The sequence below is a fragment of the Sporichthyaceae bacterium genome, assembly GCA_036493475.1.
In the GTDB taxonomy this organism is placed as follows: domain Bacteria; phylum Actinomycetota; class Actinomycetes; order Sporichthyales; family Sporichthyaceae; genus DASQPJ01.
The window spans coordinates 1-17148 of record DASXPS010000187.1; the positions used below are offsets into that span (position 1 = coordinate 1).

At 69.4% G+C, this 17148-nt stretch carries 17 protein-coding genes; 10 read left to right on the forward strand and 7 right to left on the reverse strand.

The window, feature by feature from the left end; translation table 11 throughout:
• Positions 1-165: 165 nt before the first annotated feature.
• From VGJ14_18185 to VGJ14_18205, 5 genes are all read right to left on the reverse strand, one after another.
• Complete coding sequence (locus VGJ14_18185) at positions 166-333, reverse strand: hypothetical protein (GenBank protein HEY2834356.1); 168 nt, start codon at positions 331-333, stop codon at positions 166-168.
• Between the two features lie 216 nt (positions 334-549).
• On the reverse strand, positions 550-1812 hold the full coding sequence (locus tag VGJ14_18190; GenBank protein HEY2834357.1) for a hypothetical protein: 1263 nt from the start codon (positions 1810-1812) through the stop codon (positions 550-552).
• The gene (locus tag VGJ14_18195; GenBank protein HEY2834358.1) at positions 1809-2033 is read right to left on the reverse strand and encodes a helix-turn-helix domain-containing protein; all 225 of its coding nucleotides are present in this window, start codon (positions 2031-2033) and stop codon (positions 1809-1811) included. The genes VGJ14_18190 and VGJ14_18195 overlap by 4 nt, the downstream gene beginning before the upstream one ends.
• Positions 2034-2327: 294 nt before the next feature.
• Positions 2328-3770, reverse strand: coding sequence for a recombinase family protein (locus VGJ14_18200; GenBank protein ID HEY2834359.1), 1443 nt, complete (start codon positions 3768-3770; stop codon positions 2328-2330).
• A gap of 150 nt (positions 3771-3920) precedes the next feature.
• Positions 3921-4487 carry a thioredoxin family protein gene (locus VGJ14_18205; GenBank protein HEY2834360.1) on the reverse strand — a complete coding sequence of 189 codons (567 nt, stop codon included), beginning with the start codon at positions 4485-4487 and terminating at the stop codon, positions 3921-3923.
• Between the two features lie 45 nt (positions 4488-4532).
• Between VGJ14_18205 and VGJ14_18210 the strand changes: the two genes are divergently transcribed.
• From VGJ14_18210 to VGJ14_18225, 4 genes are all read left to right on the forward strand, one after another.
• Positions 4533-5591: a 2Fe-2S iron-sulfur cluster binding domain-containing protein gene (locus VGJ14_18210; protein HEY2834361.1), complete on the forward strand. Its 1059-nt coding sequence runs from the start codon at positions 4533-4535 to the stop codon at positions 5589-5591.
• A 78-nt stretch (positions 5592-5669) separates the two neighbouring features.
• Positions 5670-7244, forward strand: coding sequence for a hypothetical protein (locus tag VGJ14_18215; GenBank protein ID HEY2834362.1), 1575 nt, complete (start codon positions 5670-5672; stop codon positions 7242-7244).
• Positions 7241-8275 carry a hypothetical protein gene (locus VGJ14_18220; protein ID HEY2834363.1) on the forward strand — a complete coding sequence of 345 codons (1035 nt, stop codon included), beginning with the start codon at positions 7241-7243 and terminating at the stop codon, positions 8273-8275. Before VGJ14_18215 ends, VGJ14_18220 begins: the two co-directional genes overlap by 4 nt.
• A complete protein-coding gene (locus VGJ14_18225) occupies positions 8272-8550 on the forward strand; it encodes an MmoB/DmpM family protein (GenBank protein HEY2834364.1) in 279 nt (92 codons plus the stop codon). The genes VGJ14_18220 and VGJ14_18225 overlap by 4 nt, the downstream gene beginning before the upstream one ends.
• Here VGJ14_18225 and VGJ14_18230 read toward each other — a convergent pair.
• Both VGJ14_18230 and VGJ14_18235 read right to left on the reverse strand, forming a co-directional pair.
• Positions 8531-10270, reverse strand: a complete 1740-nt coding sequence (locus VGJ14_18230) for a PEP-utilizing enzyme (GenBank protein HEY2834365.1) — start codon at positions 10268-10270, stop codon at positions 8531-8533. The two genes, VGJ14_18225 and VGJ14_18230, sit on opposite strands and share 20 nt — an antisense overlap.
• A gap of 37 nt (positions 10271-10307) precedes the next feature.
• On the reverse strand, positions 10308-10958 hold the full coding sequence (locus VGJ14_18235) for a TetR/AcrR family transcriptional regulator (protein ID HEY2834366.1): 651 nt from the start codon (positions 10956-10958) through the stop codon (positions 10308-10310).
• 136 nt (positions 10959-11094) lie between these two features.
• On the opposite strand from VGJ14_18235, the gene VGJ14_18240 reads away from it, so the two are divergent.
• The 6 genes from VGJ14_18240 to VGJ14_18265 all read left to right on the forward strand — a co-directional run bounded on the left by VGJ14_18240 (position 11095) and on the right by VGJ14_18265 (position 17139).
• Complete coding sequence (locus tag VGJ14_18240) at positions 11095-12522, forward strand: aldehyde dehydrogenase family protein (GenBank protein HEY2834367.1); 1428 nt, start codon at positions 11095-11097, stop codon at positions 12520-12522.
• Positions 12519-13280, forward strand: coding sequence for an SDR family oxidoreductase (locus tag VGJ14_18245; GenBank protein HEY2834368.1), 762 nt, complete (start codon positions 12519-12521; stop codon positions 13278-13280). The genes VGJ14_18240 and VGJ14_18245 overlap by 4 nt, the downstream gene beginning before the upstream one ends.
• A 3-nt stretch (positions 13281-13283) precedes the next feature.
• Entirely contained in the window at positions 13284-14477 is a 1194-nt protein-coding gene (locus VGJ14_18250) for a cytochrome P450 (GenBank protein HEY2834369.1), read from the forward strand.
• The gene (locus tag VGJ14_18255) at positions 14477-15535 is read left to right on the forward strand and encodes a hypothetical protein (protein HEY2834370.1); all 1059 of its coding nucleotides are present in this window, start codon (positions 14477-14479) and stop codon (positions 15533-15535) included. The genes VGJ14_18250 and VGJ14_18255 overlap by 1 nt, the downstream gene beginning before the upstream one ends.
• Positions 15536-15686: 151 nt before the next feature.
• Positions 15687-16325 carry a TetR family transcriptional regulator gene (locus VGJ14_18260; protein ID HEY2834371.1) on the forward strand — a complete coding sequence of 213 codons (639 nt, stop codon included), beginning with the start codon at positions 15687-15689 and terminating at the stop codon, positions 16323-16325.
• On the forward strand, positions 16318-17139 hold the full coding sequence (locus tag VGJ14_18265; protein ID HEY2834372.1) for an SDR family NAD(P)-dependent oxidoreductase: 822 nt from the start codon (positions 16318-16320) through the stop codon (positions 17137-17139). The genes VGJ14_18260 and VGJ14_18265 overlap by 8 nt, the downstream gene beginning before the upstream one ends.
• Positions 17140-17148 lie beyond the last annotated feature (9 nt).

A 17148-nucleotide genomic window follows, 5' to 3' on the forward strand; every position in this document is an offset into this window, starting at 1 on the left:
CGGCCCTCGCGGCGTTGAAAGCCCGGATGGCCTTGTCCTGTCGCGTGGTGTGCTGGCGGTGGCTGAGCTTCGCCCTATGGGCTTTACGTGGCGCGTGGCACTCCTGGCCGGCGGGCGCGCTGCAGGTGCCGCAGGGGTAAGCCAGCACCAGGTCATCTATGCCGGTCATCGGGTCGCCCGTCGGTCACGCGCCGCCAGCTCGTTGGTGCAGGCCTGCCGGATCCACCGGGAAATATTCCCCTCGGTGTCCTCCTCAGCCGCCTCGATGATGGCTTCGGCAAGCGTCGGCGGCATAGAAATGTCGAGCAGGGCGCTATGGCTCTTTGTGCGCATTCTCATTCCTTTGTTTGAATTCCGGTCCATTTCCAGAATAGATACGTTGCGGTTCGCCCGCAACTAACTGTAATTCACCAGAATTGTGCGCGGTCTCTTGATGCACGGCATTCTTTTTCGGCGTCGATGTCCGCTACATCGAGGCCCACCTCCATGGCGCAGTCCGCCGAACGAATCGGGGAGGGCGTCGTCCGACGGGTGAGCTGGTGACTCGGGTCAGGCCGCGGGCTCGCGGGCTTCTTCTCCCTTGATCGACGCTTCGATACGAAGCAGTTGGGTCTTCAGGCGATCCACGGTGTGGAGCATCTGCTCGTACGTTTCGGTGTCCCCGGTCATTCGGGCATGGACGCCGTTGGCCTCCAGCTCGGCGAACATCTCCACCAGTCGATGGACCCACTTGGTCTGACGCACAGCCAGCCCCGGCCCCTTGTCGAAGGGTTTGGCTCCCTCGACTTTCTCCGCCGTCTGTCGCGCACTGGCGGCTTTGGCCTCTTGGACCCGGGCCAGGTACGCCGACCGAACGGCCTTGGCCGTGGGCCTCCCATCGGTGGCGTTCCACACGTCGGCCCATACGTCGCAGCGGATTCCCTCGGGAATTCGGGCGAGCTCCCGACACTGCGCCTCGTTGCTCGGCAGGGGAATGTCGTCAATTGGAGACATGCCCGCGAGCACCGGCACCACCGCGATCATGCGGTAGGCGTGGGCCCGGTGCATGCTCCACCGCTCGGCCACGTAATCCGCGAACGTCCGGTGGGTGGCGCGGTAGAGCCTTGCCGAGTGAATCTCGGCCAACGCCACGGCCACCTGCACGAACGCGTCGAGGCCCTCCGAAACGATCTGTTCGAGGTCGACCAGCCGGGCCGCCTCGCGCTCGGAGAGCGGCGCCCCCTCCGGCTCGACCAGCTCTGCCTCGATGACGTCCCCGTCGTCGTCGTGCCGGTCGGCCTCGATGAACGTGAGAGCCGCGCCCACCATGGCGGTGGTGACGTCGCACTTCTGTTGATGTTGTCGGCGTTGCCGGTCGATCGTGCGCGAGTGCGGTTGGCCCGGGACGAACGACGGCTCGGCCTGGTCGTCCTGCCCGGCCTCCTGCAGGATGTCCACGACGGCGCGGGCGGGGTCGGCCGCCATCTCGCAGATCGCGGAGTCGATCGCGTCGGCCAGGGTCTCCAGCGATTCGCGGGCTTCGTCGCGAGCGTCGGTGCGCTCCTCCGCGGTTACGCCGGAAGGGTCGTCGCGGTGCTCCTCGACCGTCTCCACCGCGGTCTCGGCGTCGTCCAGGGCGGCGAGGATGTCCGCGAGGGCATCGGCGTCCTCGAACTCCTCAGTGACAGCACGCAGCTCATCCAGGGCGCTGCGCGTCTTGGCCACGTAGAAGCGCTCTGCCCCGGCGACCTTGCGCACGGCTTCCGCCAGCGGGAGCAGCTCGGCAGCGATGCGGTCGGTGGCCGGTGCCTCCGCGACCGGCGCCGCGGTCACGAGGTCACCGCCGTTGCGACGGTCGGCACCCGACGGAGTAGCGCCTCCGCGTCCGAGCGCCGGATCCGGACCAACGTCGGGCCGACCCTGTAAGCCGGCAGGAGGCCACCGGCCACCCAGCGGCGCACTGTGCGCTCCGTCGTGCCGAACATCCCGGCCACCGCGCGCATCGTCATCAAGTCGGCCGCGGTGTTCGCCGCCGTCGTGCTCTTCCCGTCCATCGCGTTCCTTCGCCCCCGGTCGGACCCCGTGTCCGCCCTCGTCCTTTCAGGACAGCAGCGGCCAGGCGTGGACGTTGGCTGTCTCGCCGCGCTCGGAACGAACGCCGACGCTCGTCACGGATTGCGGTGCAGGTCAGCGGGGGTGCGTGGACATAACGGCCCGACAAGGCCAAGTGCGGGCTGGGAAAACTCCCGGCTGGCGATGGCAACAAGGCGGGCAATCGCGGAGTGTTAGGGAGCAACGACCACAAAAGGTGACGAACGATGACGGATCGTCAGTCGGCTTGGCTGAGTTCAGCCGGCCGCGTCCAGGCCCTCCGCCCATCGGACTGTGAACCGGTCGGTGTCTACACCCTTCCGACCGCGCACGCCGGGGCGCACCACGATGCGCTCTACGGCTTGCCGCACCAGCGCACGGCGCAGCCCTATCGGGTCGGCGCTGTCCTCCGCCTGATCCCAGGCGCCCAGGAACGTCAGCCCGGATGCGTGCCAGACCACTGCACCTTCACGCGGCGCAGCCAGCAGCTCCGTCCTGCGTGCCTTCAGGGCCTTCAGCTTCTCGCCCAGCACCTCCACGTCGTCCTCTCGGTCGTCATCCGCCAGCGCACCGGCCAGCTCGGTGGCGGCGGCAGCCAACGCTTCCTCGACCCGGGGCAACTCCTCCGGGGCCCCGGTGGTCACCGTGAAGTGTCCGTGGGGCATTGCGCCGACGTGATCCACCCACTGATCCACAATCCACTGCTCCAGCGGCTCAGCGCTGATGACCATAGGTTGCGGGCACTCACGGCTGGGACACTTGTAACAGGGCCGGGCGTTGCTCTGGTTGGCCCACATCGGGCCGCCGCAGCCGGAACACTCCAGCAGTCCCGCGCCGCTCAGAAGCCTTACAGGACTGGATTTCACACCGCGCGTGTCCTTGCGGCCGGGAGCCGCGCCGGTGGACATCCGCTGCCGTAACTGTTGTGACTGCTCCTCCGTCAGAATCGGATCCCAGAACTGCATCGGGTAACCCGCCTCATCGCGGATCACCTTGTCCTTGTGCGTCTGCTGGCCCAGCAGGCTGTACCCGGTCAGCACCACCTTGAGCGCTTGCACCGTCCACTTCTCCGCCCGGTGGGGTCGGTGGCCATTGTCGTTGAGCCACTTCACACAGACGTTGAGCGATGCACCTCCCAGCACATCGGCCACCACGCGCTCCACCGCGCCCTTCTCCTCCGGATCCACCTCCAGCACCTTGCCGCCACCATCTCGGTCCACGATCCGATAGCCGAATGGGGGAGTGCCGCCGCCCCAGCGCTGGCCCTTGCGTAGCGCAGCCCGCGAGGCCAGTACCCGTTCCCGGATCGTCGCCGCTTCGAGTTCGGCGAACACCGACAGCAGCTGCAGCATTGCCCGACCGCTGGGCGTGGAGGTGTCGAACGATTCGGTGCAGCTAGTCAGGCTGACGTTCTGCGAGGTCCACTCCTCCGTCAGCTCCGCCAGGTCGCGCACGGATCGGGCGATGCGGTCCACGCGCCACGTGAGCACGCCGTCGATGGCGCCGGTGACCGCCATGGCCCGGATCTTGGCGAGGCCCCGCCTGTCCAATCTGCTCTTGGTGGCCGACACGTCCACGTCGTCCTCGATGCCGACCAGCACCCAGCCACGGGCACGGGCCGTCTGCTCGATGAGGTCGCGCTGTCGCGCGATGCTGGTGGATCGGTCGGTGTCACTGCTCAGCCGGGTGTATCCGACCACGCGATTCGTGATGTGGGTATTCTACAGCCGCGCTGCCGGGACTACCCGGACACCGAGAGCATGGAGCTGTTCGCCGAGCGGGTCATCCCCGAGGTGCGCCGCCAGGTCGGCTGAACGCTTTCGGCGCTTAGCGGGGGCGGTTGTGCTTTGTCAGGCCGGCTCGTTGCCCGGCTTCCACTTGATGCCGCAGCCCATGCCGGGGATGTGCGGCTCGGGCACCGGGCGACCGGCCAACACGTGCTCGACCGCGGCCCGCAGGTCCGCGCCGGTGGCCGGACCCCCGGTGCTCGGCCGGGTCTCGTCGAACTGCCCGCGCCAGGCCAGCCGGCGCGCGGCGTCGTAGAGGAACAGGTCCGGGGTGCAGGCGGCGCGGTAGGCCAACGCCACCTGCTGCGAGTCATCCAGTAGGTAGGGGAAGGTGAACCCCGCGCGATCCGCCTGCGCGCGCATCCCCGCCGGACCGTCGTCGGGATACGCCGCGGTGTCGTTGCTGCAGATGCCCACCGTGGCCAGGCCGGCGGCGGACAGCTCAGCGGTCAGCGCGCCGAACGTCTTCTCGATGTGCTTGACGTAGGGGCAGTGGTTGCAGATGAAAGCGACCAACAGGCCGGGCGCGGCGCCGAGGTCAGCCAGCGCGACCTGCCCGCGGTCGATCGACGGCAACGCGAACTCCGCCGCCGGGGTGCCCAGCGGAACCATCAACGAGGTGGTAGCCATGTCCCGATCATGCCGCGTCGACCCGGGCGGCCCCACCGTGGTTAGGTGTGCGACACCCGAGGGGATGGGCGGTTGGTGTACGACATCACGGTCGAGCAGTTCGGCCACACCTTCGACTGCGCCGAGAACGAGACCATCCTGTCCGCGGCGCTGCGCAACCGGGTGTTCCTGCGCTACGGCTGCCAGCACGGCGGCTGTGGTGCCTGCAAGGTACGGCTGGTCGACGGCGACGTCGAGCTGACCGCGTCGAGCTACGCACTGCCGCCGCGGGAGCGGGACGCCGGCGCGATCCTGGTCTGCCAGAGCTATCCGGTCGAGGACTGCGTGATCGACGTGGCCGAGATGCAGCTGGGCGCCGAGGAGTTCTTTCGCGGCGACGGCGCCGTCGCGCGCGCGACCGTGTTGGAGTCGGTGGAGTCGCTCACCCCCAACGTCCGCCGCGTGGTGCTGCGCCATCCCGACCGCCCGATGGCGTTCGTCGCGGGTCAGTTCGTGAACGTCACGGTGCCCGGCCACGCCGTGGCTCGCTCGTACTCGATGGCCAACGGCTCCGCGGACACCGACCGCATCGAGCTGATCTGCAAGATGATGCCCGGCGGGCTGTTCTCCAGGTACGTCGACGAGCAGGCCCGGCCCGGAGATGAATTGATCGTGAACGGCCCCTACGGGTTGATGGCGATCCGGCTCTCCCACCGGGACATCGTGATGGTGGCCGGCGGCGCCGGCCTGGCCCCGCTGCTGGCCATGCTCACCGACCTGGCCGACAAGCGCTCCACCAACCGGGGGGTAACCCTGTTCTTCGGCGCGCGCAGCACCGCTGACCTCTACGCACTCGCGGAGATCGCCGCCCTGCAGGACCAGCTGCCGGCGCTCACGTTCGTGCCGGTGCTGCAGGCGCCGCCGCCGGGCTGGACCGGCGCGGTCGGCGTGGTGACCGATGCGCTGGCTGCGCATTCCACGGTCTGGAGCAGTCACGATGCCTATCTGTGCGGCCCGCCCGGCATGGTCGACGCCGCCCGTGACCTGCTGGTGGACCGCGGGGTGCGCCCGCAGAACGTTTACGCCGACGCCTTCGTCTGCACCGGGGAAACCCCGGCTCCCTGAAGTTGGAGCGTCCTCACAGGATTGGCGACGCCCGCGGCGTGAAACGATCCGGAACGAACCCAGCACGTCGGAGGATCCATGCCCTCGCTCGTATCCGCGCATGATCGGGTGAAGTCCGTCGAATGGACCCCGACCTACGTCGATCACCAACCGCGGTATCCGACCCGCTACAAGCTGCCGAAGAAAACCAAGGATCCGTTCCGCACCCTCGTCCGCGAGTACCTGACCATGGAGCAGGAGAAGGACGACCGGCTGTACGGCGGGTTCGAGGACGTGCTGTCCCGCACCGCCCCCGCGGCCGAGGCGGACCTCGGTTGGTTGGAGGGCATCAAGCTCGCGCTGCCGATCGTGGCCTACGGGGAGTACGGCGCGGAGAAGTGCCAGTCGATGCTCGTGGACACCGTGGACAACGCCGAATTGCGCGCGGGCTACCTGGCCCAGGCGATGGACGAGCGTCGGCACCTCAACCAGGAGATGTACCTGCTGCGTCACTTCGCCAAGCACGCCGCCGAGCCATGCGGGTTCGACCGCGGCATGCAGGTACGCGGGGACAACATTTTCGCCCGCGCCGGTCGGGTGTGCTTCGACAACTTCTACGTCAACGACCCGATCGAGTGCGCGCTGTCGCTGCAGGTCGTCGCGGAGACCGCGTACACCAACCCGTTGTTCATCGCGTTGACCCGGGTCGCCGCGCTCAACGGGGATCACGCCACCCCCGGCGTCTTTCTGTCCATCCAGTCCGACGAGGCCCGGCACTCGGCCAACGGGTACGCGACGCTGGCCGCGGTGCTGTCCGAGCCGGACAACCTGCCGATGCTGCAGGTCGACTTCGACCGCTCGTTCTGGCGCCTGCACGTGTTCATGGACCCGCTGATGAGTGTGCTGTTCGACTACTTCGGTCGCGGCCGGATGGACACCTCCTACAACAAGCTGTGGGAGGAGTGGGTGGCCGACGACTGGGTCGGCAACTACATCGGCAGCCTGGAGCCGTTCGGCCTGCAGGTGCCGAAGTACTTCGGGCACGCCGTCGAGCGGATGAAGTGGTCCGGGCACACCGCGGCGATGGTGGCGGCCGCGTCGTGGCCGTTGCACTACTGGCGCTGGCCGACGGTCACCCCGCAGCACATGGAGTGGCTGGAGAACTCCTACCCCGGCTGGTATGAGACCTACGGCCAGTTCTGGGAGGCGTTCAACCTGCTCGAGGACCCGAACATGGAGATGATCCCGCTGCAGGGTCTGTCCGAGCGGCCGTACTTCTGCCGCACCTGCGCGCTGCCGTGCGTGTTCCCGAAGATCGACGAGGCCACCACCCGGGTCCGCTCCTACGACGGGCGCAAGCACGCGTTCTGCTCCGCGCCGTGCGAGGAGATCTTCTGCCAGCAGCCCGAGCGTTACGAAGGGACGATGCTCTGGGACGAGGTGTGGGACGGCGTCGGCCTGGAGGAGTTCATCGTCACCCGCAACCTGTTGCGCGAGGACGGCCGGACGCTGGTCGCGCAGCCGCACACCAAGCAGGGCGAGCATCTGTGGACCATCGATGACGTGAAGCGGTTGAACTTCGAGATTTCCAACCCGCTGAACAACGTCACCGAAGCACCGGAGTTGGTGAAGCAGGCCGACGGGACGCTCGCCCGCGCCGAAGCAACGCCATGAGCGGTGCGTCGGCGGCCAAGCCGCCGCGGGACTTCAGCTATATCAACGCGCGGCGCAAGCGCCCCAGTGAGTACGAGGCCGTCAACCTGCACATCCAGCCCAAGCTCGGCAACTGGTGGGACAACGGCAACTCCTACCTGCGCACGCCCGAGGGCCGGGAGGCGTTCAGCGAGGACTCGTCACGGCTGCGGCACCCGGACTGGTACGACTTCCGCGACCCGTCCGCGTTGTGGCAGCGGCCGTACATGCGCATGCAGGCCGAGCAGGAACGGGCCATCGAGCGGCTGACCGAGGACGTCGCGGACAGCCTCGCCACGGACATCGACCCGACCTGGCTGATCGAGATCGTGCAGAACCACTACGCGGTCTGGTCCTTCGTCGAGTACGGGCTGTTCCGCGGCATGTTCTCCGCATCCCGCGAGGCCCTGTCCGACACCGTCGTGGCCTCGATGCTGTTCGAGACCTTCGACCGGGTGCGGCACTCGCAGGACATCGTCCACTACATGCTGGCGTTGGAGGAGAACGTCCCCGGCTTCGACGCCACCGGCGCGAAGGAGGCCTGGCTGGAATCCCCGCGCTACCAACCGCTGCGCCGGTTGGTGGAGGAGATCTCTTTCGGGGTCTGCGACTGGGGCGAGACCGTCGTCGCGGTGAACCTGTGTTTCGACCCGATCGCGACCGAGGTCGGGGTGCTGCGGCTGATCGGTGCGCTCGGCCCGATCCACGGGGACGTGGTGTCCAAGCTGATCCTCAACTCGGTGGCGCGCGACCGACGCCGGGAGCGGGCCTGGACCGAGGAGTTCGTGCGCATGGTCACCGGGCCCGACGTGCCGGCCGCCGCGGCCAACCGGGCGATCGTCGCGGAGTGGATCGACAGGTGGACGCCGCGGGCCGTCGAGGCCGTCGCTCCGCTGGCCGAACTCTACGAGTGCCTGCCCGCGGCCAAGGTCCCGTTCGGTGAGGTGCTCGCCGTGGCGATCGTGCACCAGCGCCAGGTCGTCGCCGCGCTCGGCGTGGACGGTGTCGGGTGACCGTTCTGGTGCTGATGAAGGGCACCGACGCGGACGCCACGATCGACGCGTTGGTCTGCTCCGGGCAGCAGGTCGAGGTCGATGACGAGGGTCCCTACTGGAAGCTGCGGTCGGCCGGGGACATCGTCGTGGACATGAAGGCGGTCGAGGAGGAACTCGGCCGGCCGATCACGGTCGCCACCTGGTTGGTCAGCCTGAGCACCTACGTCGGGTTCGTGGACAAGAGCGACACCCAGTTTGCGGTGCGGCACAACATCACGCCTCCAGGAGCGTGACGGTGCCGGTGGTGCCGTCGACCTCAACCAGGGCGCCGTCGGGGATCCGCAGGGTGGCGTCGATGGCGGAGACCACGCACGGGATGCCGAGTTCGCGGCTGACGATCGCGGCGTGGGAGAACGCGGCGCCGACGTTGACCACGACCGCGGCCGCGGCGGCGAACAGCGGTGTCCAGGACGGGTCGGTGATCGGGGCGACCAGCACGTCACCGGGCTCCAGGTCCTCGGCCTCGTCGGGGTTGAGCACGATCCGCGCCCGGCCGCGGGCAACGCCGGGGCAACCCGGCACCCCGGCCAGCGAGGCACCCGTGGCGAGCAGCTCCGCGGTGTGCGCGTCGCGGCGCTCCCAGGCGGTGTACTCGGCGGGCTGGCCGGCCACGACGAACGGCGGGATGTAGTCGAACAGCTCCAGGTAGACGCGTTCGCGCTCGGTCAGCGTGTCCGCGAAGGAGGCCGGATTCGCCACGTAGGCAGGCAGTTCGTCGGCGAACAGCATGAACACGCGCTTGGCATCGGGCAGTGCGCCGGCCGCGACACCGCGGCGGCCGAGTTCGAGCGCGGCCAGCCGAAGTTCGTGGATGAGCATGGCGCTGGAGGTGCGCTGCCGCTCCCGGGCCCGCACCCACAACGCACCGGCGTGCAGGGCGGCCTCGAACTGCGGCAGCGCCTCGTGGCCGGCCAACGCGGTCCGGATGCCGTTGGCGGCGGCCTCCCGCTCGGCGGCGCGTTGCGCGTTCTTCGCCTCGGGTGCCTCTTCGTCGGCGACCAACCGCAGTCGTTCGATCATGGACAGCGGCACCTCGGGTTCGGTGCTCCACGTCTGTGCGCGGATCTCCCACTCGCTCTGCCCGCGGAAGTCCCACTCGTCGAGGAAGCCGTCCAGGTCGACCCCGAACGCCTTGGCGTCGGGGGAGTTGAGCCCCTGCAGTCGGCCCAGCAGACCGGACACGCCCGCGTCGAAGGCGGCGGTCAGTTCGGCACTGGCGCGCACCTTGCGGGACAGCGTCCACATCCCGCGCGAGGCACCGGCGGAGTCCACGTCACCGATGCCGGCCACCAGCGTCAGCGACAGCTCCGGCTTGCCGATCGCCGCGCACACCTGCGCGACCGCGCCCAGGCCCACGCCGGCGGCGAGGCTGGCCACGATGTGGTTGCAGAAGAAGTGCCGCAGGTCGTCGTTGAACGAGGTGATCCGGGCGGCGAGCTCCGCGTCGGACAGTGACGCCAGGTCCGGGCGGGACCGGCGGATGTCCAGCACCCGCACCCGGTCCGCGTCGTAGGGCGCGAGGTCGGTGGCGCCGAGCACCGAGCCCATCAGCCACCCGCCGGCCTTCTCCGAGGCGGCCTCGTTCTCGTCGAAGTCGCGCTTCTCGGATTCGTAGGACGGGATCCCCGGCAGGTCACCGAAGTACTGCAGGTCCACCGCCTCCGGGGTGAAGCCGGGCACCCGCACCCCGAACAGCCGCATCAGCGACATGTTGATGTAGATGTAGCTGCCGAACACGGCGATGGGGTTGTGCGCCACCGCGCCGTCGTAGAGGTCGTGGTCCCACGCGCCGGTGGCCACATAGGCGTCGCGCCAACCCGCCTCGAGGTTGGCGAAGAAACCGGTGGATGCGTTCAGCGGGGTGACCGGGTCGGGGAAGATCTCGCCCACGTTGGCCCGCGAGGTGAGCGGGAAGACGGTCGACGCGGTGTCGTTGAGCGGCCAGGTGTGCACTGGGTCTCCCGGGAGAAGAGGCTGGATTGATGGAGCGTCAGACGGGGGGTAGGGCGCGATGCCAGACGTCGCCGATAACCCGGGCGATGCGTTGGATCTCCTCATCGCGGGGGGCTTTGTCGGGCAGACCGACCTGCACGTAGGCGACCTGTTCGAGCATGGCGCCGAGCGCCGCGGCGAGTTGCGGGAAGTCGCCGTCGCCGATGCGGCCGGTGGCGTGCAGACGTTCCAGCCAGCCCTGCGTGCGGGTGACGAAGTTGCCGCGCAGCTGCAGCCACATCTCGTCGAAGCCGTCGCTGCCCACCGCGGCGGCCTCGCGCATCACGCGCAGGATGTAGCGATGCCGGCTGTAGGTGCGCAGGTACAGCACGGTGTCCGCGGTGAGGGAGTCGGCGTCGGTGTGGTCCTGCAGACCGGAGCGGGCCTCGAGCAGTGCGTCCAGGCCCGGGCGCAGGGCCTCGAGGAAGATCTCCCGCTTGGACTCGAAGTGCCGGTAGAAGTTGCCCTGGGAAACCCCGGCGCGGGTGACGATGTCGGTGATCCGGGTGCGCTCGTAGCCGTACTCGGCGAAGCACGCGGTGCCCGCCTCCACCAGTTGGGCGCGGGTGCGTCGACCGCGGGCATTGCCGACCTTGGGCGCCGTTTCGACGTCCGGGGTGTCGGCCGGCGCGAACGCGTCGAACTCCACGCGGGCACACCTCCGGATCGAGTTCAGAATGCGACTGACGAGTCACACCGTACGCGCTCTCCGGCCCGCTGGGAAGCCTTGTGCTGTGCGTTGAAATGTGATTCGCTCGTCGCAAACAAGTCCAGGGAGGAGGCACGTGTCCGAGATCGAGGTGGTCAGCCCGATCGACTCCAGCGTGGTCGCCATCCTCGTCGAGACCGCGCCCGCCGACGTGCAGCGTGTGGTCCACGCGGCGCGGGCCGCCAGACCGGCGTGGGCGCGTGTCCCGGTCGAGGAGCGGGCCGCGGTATTGGACCGCTGGGCCGACGCGGTGCTCGCCGCCGGCGATGAGATCGCCGCCGCGGTCACCCGGGAGATGGGCATGCCGATGGCGTTGGCCCGGGCGACCCAGGTGGACCTGGTCGCCACCGTGCTGCGCAGCACCGCCGCCATCGCGCGCGGGTTCGCCTGGACGCAGAAGCACGACGGGTTCGAGGTGCACCACGTGCCCGCCGGGGTGGTCGCCGCGATCACGCCGTGGAACATGCCCGTCTACCAGTGCGCCACCAAGCTGGCTCCGGCGCTGGTGGCCGGCTGCGCGGTGGTGCTCAAGCCCAGCGAACTCGCGCCCACCGCTGCGACGCGCTTCGTGGAGTTGGGTCTGCAGGCCGGTGTCCCCGCCGGGGTGCTCGGCCTGGTGCATGGTTACGGCCCGACCGCCGGGGAAACCCTGGTCACCGCGGACGGCGTGGACGTGGTCTCGTTCACCGGCTCCGGCGCGGCCGGTGCGCGGGTCGGATCCCTTGCCGCAGCGGCCATTCGTCGGGTCGCGCTGGAACTCGGTGGCAAGTCGGCGAGCATCGTGCTCGACGACGCCGACCTCGACGACGTGCTGCCGCGCGCGGTGCGCGCGGCGTTCCTCAACACCGGCCAGGCCTGCAACGCCCCGACCCGGCTGCTCTACCCGCGCGCCGAACAGGCCCGGGTGGAGGCCGCCGCGGTGGCCACCCTCGCCGACCTTCGCATCGGCGACCCGACGCTGGACGGCACCGACCTGGGGCCGCTGGTCAGCGTCCGCCAACATGAGCGGGTCGCCGGCTTCATCGGTCGCGCGCTGGCCGACGGCGCCCGCGTCGTCGCCGGCGCCGCGCCAACCCCGCCGGGCGTCCGCTCCACCGTGAGCTATAGCTCACGCTCCGGCGGACACCCGGCGGATGGGTTTGTGCTGCCGCCGCCGTACATCGCCCCGGTGGTGCTCGGCGACGTCGCCCGGCACGCGGAGATCGCCCGCGAGGAGGTCTTCGGCCCGGTGCTGGTGCTGCTGCCCTACGACGACGACGCGGACGCGATCGCCGTGGCCAACGACACCGACTACGGTCTGTCCGCCGAGGTATGGGGGTCGGATCCGGCGCGTATTGCCGCGGTGGCCAGCGAACTGAGGGTGGGTCAGGTCAAGGTGAACGGCGTGCGCACCCGCAGCCGGGCCGGGGCACCGTTCGGCGGCTTCGGCCGCTCCGGGGTGGGCCGCGAGCTCGGCGAGTGGGGCCTGCTGGAGTTCTGTGAGGTCCGGGCGGTGCTGGCATGAGGATTCTGGTCACCGGGGCGGCCTCCGGCATCGGCCGAGCGCTGGCCGAGCAACTGTTGGCCGTCGGCCATCAGGTGGTCGGTGTCGATCGCGACGTCGCGGGCATCCCGGCCGGCGCCGTCCCGTTCCGCGTCGACCTCACCGACCCCGCGCAGATCGCCACCCTGGGCGAGCAGGCCGCGGACCTGGACGGTCTGGCCAACGTGGCCGGTGTCCCCGGCACCGCGCCGGCGGAGACCGTGTTGCGGGTGAACTTCCTCGGCACCCGGCGGCTCACCGAAGCGGTGCTGCCCCGGCTGCGGCCGGGGGCGGCGGTGGTCAACGTCGCCTCGTTGGCCGGTCGCCGTCCGGTGTGTGACGACGAGGTCGCGTGGCGGCTGCAGGCCGCCGCGGACGAGGAGATTCTCCGCTACGCCAAGGCGGAGGGCCTCGGCGGCAGCGACGCCTACGACCTGTCCAAGAAGCTGCTGGTGTCCTGGAGCGTGGCCACCGCGGCCGCGCAGTTGTCCCGCGGCGTGCGGGTGAACGCGGTCAGTCCCGGCCCGATCGAGACCCCGATCATCGAGGACTTCCGCACATCGATGGGGGCGAGCGTGGACGGCGCCGCGTCGGTGGTCGGCCGGCACGGCCGGCCCGACGAGGTCGCCGCGGCGGCCGCGTTCCTGCTTTCCCCGACGGCGTCCTGGGTGAACGGCGTCGACCTCGAACTCGACGGCGGACTGCTCGCCGCCCGTGCTGTTGCTGTCAGAGAGGATTGAGCTGTGCGCCCCGACCAGATCGACCTGATGGACCTCGACCCGTTCGTGCGGGCCACCGACGGCGACCTGTTCCGCGTGCTGCGCGATGAGGACCCGTGCCACTGGAACGACGAACCCGACGGCGGCGAGGGGTTCTGGTCGCTGACCCGCTACGACGACGTCAAGGCCGCGGGTTCGGACTGGGAAACCTTCTCCAGCGCCGGCGGTACCCAGATCCAGTCCCGTCGTGCGGAGGGCCACGGCAAGCCGTCCATCCACAACATGGACGCCCCGCGGCATCGCGACATGCGCGCGCTGGTGACCGCGGAGTTCACCCGGGAGCGCATGCTCCGGCTGGAACCGCGCATCCGTGACCTGGTCAGCCGCCACCTCGACGGCCTCGTCGCGCTGGGCGAGGCGGACCTGGTGGCCTCGGCGACCGCCCGCGTCCCGCTGCTGGTGCTCGGCGCGTTGCTCGGGGTGGATCCGGACCACACGTCGCAGTTCATCGCGTGGACCAATGTGATCTCGGGTCAGACCGACCCGGACTTCGTTGCCGACCCGTGGGTGATGGCCCGGACCCGGACCGAGATCTACGACTATTTCCACGAGGTCACCGCGCAACGCCGGGCCGAGCCCACCGATGACCTGATCAGCCTGCTCACCCGGGCCGACGTCGACGGGGTCCCGCTGGACCAGGAAGAGCTCGACGCCTACTACCTGCTCATGCTGGTGGCGGGCAACGAGACCACCCGAAACCTGATGACCGGCACCGTGCTGCTGCTGCACGAGAACCCCGAGGAATGGGCGCGGCTGACGGAGGGTCAGGTCAAGCCGAAGGTCGCCGTGGAGGAATTGGTCCGGGTGATCTCGCCGATCGTGTGCATGCGCCGCACCACCACCCGGGACGTGGAACTGCACGGGCGGGACATTCAGGCCGGGCAGAAGGTCGTGCTCTGGTTCAACTCGGCCAACCGCGACGAGCGGGTGTTCGCCGACCCGGACCGGCTCATCCTGGACCGCAGCCCGAACAAACACCTCGCCTTCGGCTGGGGTCCACACTTCTGCCTGGGCACCCACCTGGCAAAGCTGGAGGGCGAGATTCTGCTGGAGGAACTGATCAAACGGGACCTCTCGCTGGGCGTGACCGGCCCGGTGGAACGGCTGCGCTCCAACTTTTTCCGCGGCATCAAGAAGCTCCCGGTGAAGGTGGCCTGATGCTCACCGGCGCTGACGAGTGGTTCGTCCACCAGACCCCGGAACCGGCCGCGGTCTCCGGCACCGACCGCAACTTCTACGACCGTGCCTACTTCGGGGCATTCACCGCCGACGGGATCGCCGTCACCGCCGCGTTCGGCATCTACCCGAACATCGGTGTGGCCGATGCGCATCTGTCGGTCACCTTGGCGGGCAGGCAGCACTGTCTGCACGTCTCGCAGGTGCTCGGTGACCGCACCGCCATGGCGATCGGCCCGGTGCGGATTGAGGTCTGTGAGCCGCTGCACGAGCTCCGGCTGGTCGTCGAGGATGCCGAACTGTCCTGCGACCTGACCTTTACGGGGCGTCACTTCCCGATCGAGGAACCGCGGTTCATCCAGCGCATCGGCACCCGCTCGTTCATGGACTACACCCGCCTTTCCCAGGCCTGCGAGGTCAGCGGGACGGTGCAGGTCGCCGGTGCCGCGTACCGGTTGGACGCCGTGGACGGCCTGCGCGACCGGTCCTGGGGCATCCGCCCGGTGGGTGAGCGCGACCCGCAGCCGCAGCAGCCCCCGGTCGAGCCGCAGTTCTTCTGGCTGTGGACGCCGGTGCACCTGCCCAACCGCACGCTGTGGTGGCACGTGAACGCCGACGAGCACGGCCGGGCCTGGAACACGCGGCTGACCGTGTGCCCGCACGGGTCGGTTCCGGACAAGCACGTGCACGGCACCGCCACCATGGCGCTGGAGTTGGCGCCGGGCACCCGATGGGTCACCGCGGGCACGCTGACCGGCCTCACCGAGGACGGCGAGCGGCTGCGGCTGCGCTTCCGTCCGCACGCGCATCTGGAGATGCAGGGCATCGGATATCGACACCCGCAGTGGGCGCACGGCCTGGCGCAGGGGCAGTTCCGGCTGAGCCATGAGGTGCTCGACCTCGCCGCGGCGGACCCGGCGCTGCCGAATCAGTGGCACCGTCAGTTGCTGTGCGACGTCGAGGTGAACGGCGAGTCGGCGCCCGCCCGCGGCCTGCTGGAGCACCTGATCATCGGGCGCTACCACCCGTTGGGACTCTGACCACCCTCGCCCCAAAACGCCGCCCCTTAGCCCCGAAAGCGCAGAAGCGCGCGTAAATCCGCGTTGTTTTGCGCTCCGTTCTGCGCTTTCGGGGGGGTAACGGGGTGCGGAAGTGCTTGTGGGCGCCGAGTGTCGATGTTACAAATCTCGTATGGTTGTTTCATTGGTGGCGCGGGCGATCGGGGAGCGCACCGGTGGCGAGGCCGTCGAGGACCGCACCACCGACCGCATCATCGACGCCGCGTTGCGCCAGTTCGAGTTGTTCGGCGTGGCCCGGTCCACCGTCGAGCAGATCACCAAGCGTTCCGGGTTGTCCCGGGTCACCCTCTATCGGCGATTCCCCGGTAAGCAGTACCTGGTCGAAGCCGTGGTGCTGCGCGAGGTGCGCTCGTTCCTGGACCGCCTCGACGAGCGCCTGGACCAACTGAGCACGCCCGAGGAGAAGATCGCCGAGGGGTTCGTGTTCACCCTCGACGCCATTCGCAGCCACGTGCTGCTCGCCCGACTTCTCGACGCCGAACCGGAGTCGGTGTTGCGCTACTTCACCGTCGAGGGCGGGCCGGTCATCGCCGCCGCCCGGGACTACCTGGCCGACCGAATCGCCAAGGACAACCCCACCGACCGGCGCAGCAGCGCGGAACTGGCGCTGGCCGCGGAACTGACGGTACGTCTGGTGATCTCCTTCCTGCTCACTCCGGACTCGGTGGCACGGCTGGAAGAGGCTGACGCCGCACGGGAATTCGCCGGGCGCTACCTGGCGCCCCTGCTACAGGGAGGTGCCCATGCGTAGGCGTTCGCACAGTGCCAGGGCCGTGGTCACCGGCGCCGGCAGCGGGATCGGTCGGGCATTCGCGTTGGAGCTGGCCCGCCGCGGCGGGCAGGTGGTCTGTGCGGACATCGATGTGATTCGGGCTCAGGAAACCGCGGCGCAGATCGGGCCGCGGGCGTTGGCGGTGGCCTGCGACGTCGCGGTGTACGACGACGTGGTGGCGCTGGCCAAGCAGGCCGAGGAGTTCCTCTGCGGGCCGGTGGACCTGGTGATCAACAACGCCGGCGTCGGTTCCGGCGGCAAGGACGTGGGCGAGCTGCCGATCGAGGACTGGCAGTGGGTGCTCGGGGTGAACCTGTTCGGCGTTGTGCACGGCTGCCACGTGTTCACCCCCGGACTGCGCACCGCGGGCACCGCGGGCATCATCAACGTCGCGTCCGCGGCGGCGTTCGGCGCGATGCCGCAGATGAGCGCCTACAACGTCAGCAAGGCCGGGGTGCTCGCCCTGTCCGAGACCATGGCCGCGGAGCTGTCCGGCACCGATGTCGCGGTCACCGCGCTGTGTCCGACGTTCGTGCAGACCAACGTGGTGCGCGACGGACGCATCGAGAGCCAGGCCGTGGAGCTGGCCGAGAAGCTCATGCGGTGGACCGGGATGACCGCCGAGGCGGTCGCGGTGCGCACCCTCGACGCACATGACAAGGGCCGGCTGTACGTGATCCCGCAGCGGCATGCGCAGGTCCTCTGGCACCTCAAGCGGCACCTGCCGGCGCCCTACACGAAGGTCATGGGACTCGGCTTCCGCGCCGTGTCCGCCGTCGCCAAGAAGATCTGAGGAGCGAAC

Excerpts from the sequence above, each read along its gene's own strand:
- VGJ14_18260 (HEY2834371.1), top strand. The coding sequence starts at position 15,687 with ATGGTTGTTTCATTGGTGGCGCGGGCGATCGGGGAGCGCACCGGTGGC.
- VGJ14_18205 (HEY2834360.1), bottom strand. The coding sequence starts at position 4,487 with ATGGCTACCACCTCGTTGATGGTTCCGCTGGGCACCCCGGCGGCGGAG.
- VGJ14_18195 (HEY2834358.1), bottom strand. The coding sequence starts at position 2,033 with ATGGACGGGAAGAGCACGACGGCGGCGAACACCGCGGCCGACTTGATG.
- VGJ14_18220 (HEY2834363.1), top strand. The coding sequence starts at position 7,241 with ATGAGCGGTGCGTCGGCGGCCAAGCCGCCGCGGGACTTCAGCTATATC.
- VGJ14_18185 (HEY2834356.1), bottom strand. The coding sequence starts at position 333 with ATGCGCACAAAGAGCCATAGCGCCCTGCTCGACATTTCTATGCCGCCG.
- VGJ14_18265 (HEY2834372.1), top strand. The coding sequence starts at position 16,318 with ATGCGTAGGCGTTCGCACAGTGCCAGGGCCGTGGTCACCGGCGCCGGC.
- VGJ14_18245 (HEY2834368.1), top strand. The coding sequence starts at position 12,519 with ATGAGGATTCTGGTCACCGGGGCGGCCTCCGGCATCGGCCGAGCGCTG.
- VGJ14_18215 (HEY2834362.1), top strand. The coding sequence starts at position 5,670 with ATGCCCTCGCTCGTATCCGCGCATGATCGGGTGAAGTCCGTCGAATGG.
- VGJ14_18255 (HEY2834370.1), top strand. The coding sequence starts at position 14,477 with ATGCTCACCGGCGCTGACGAGTGGTTCGTCCACCAGACCCCGGAACCG.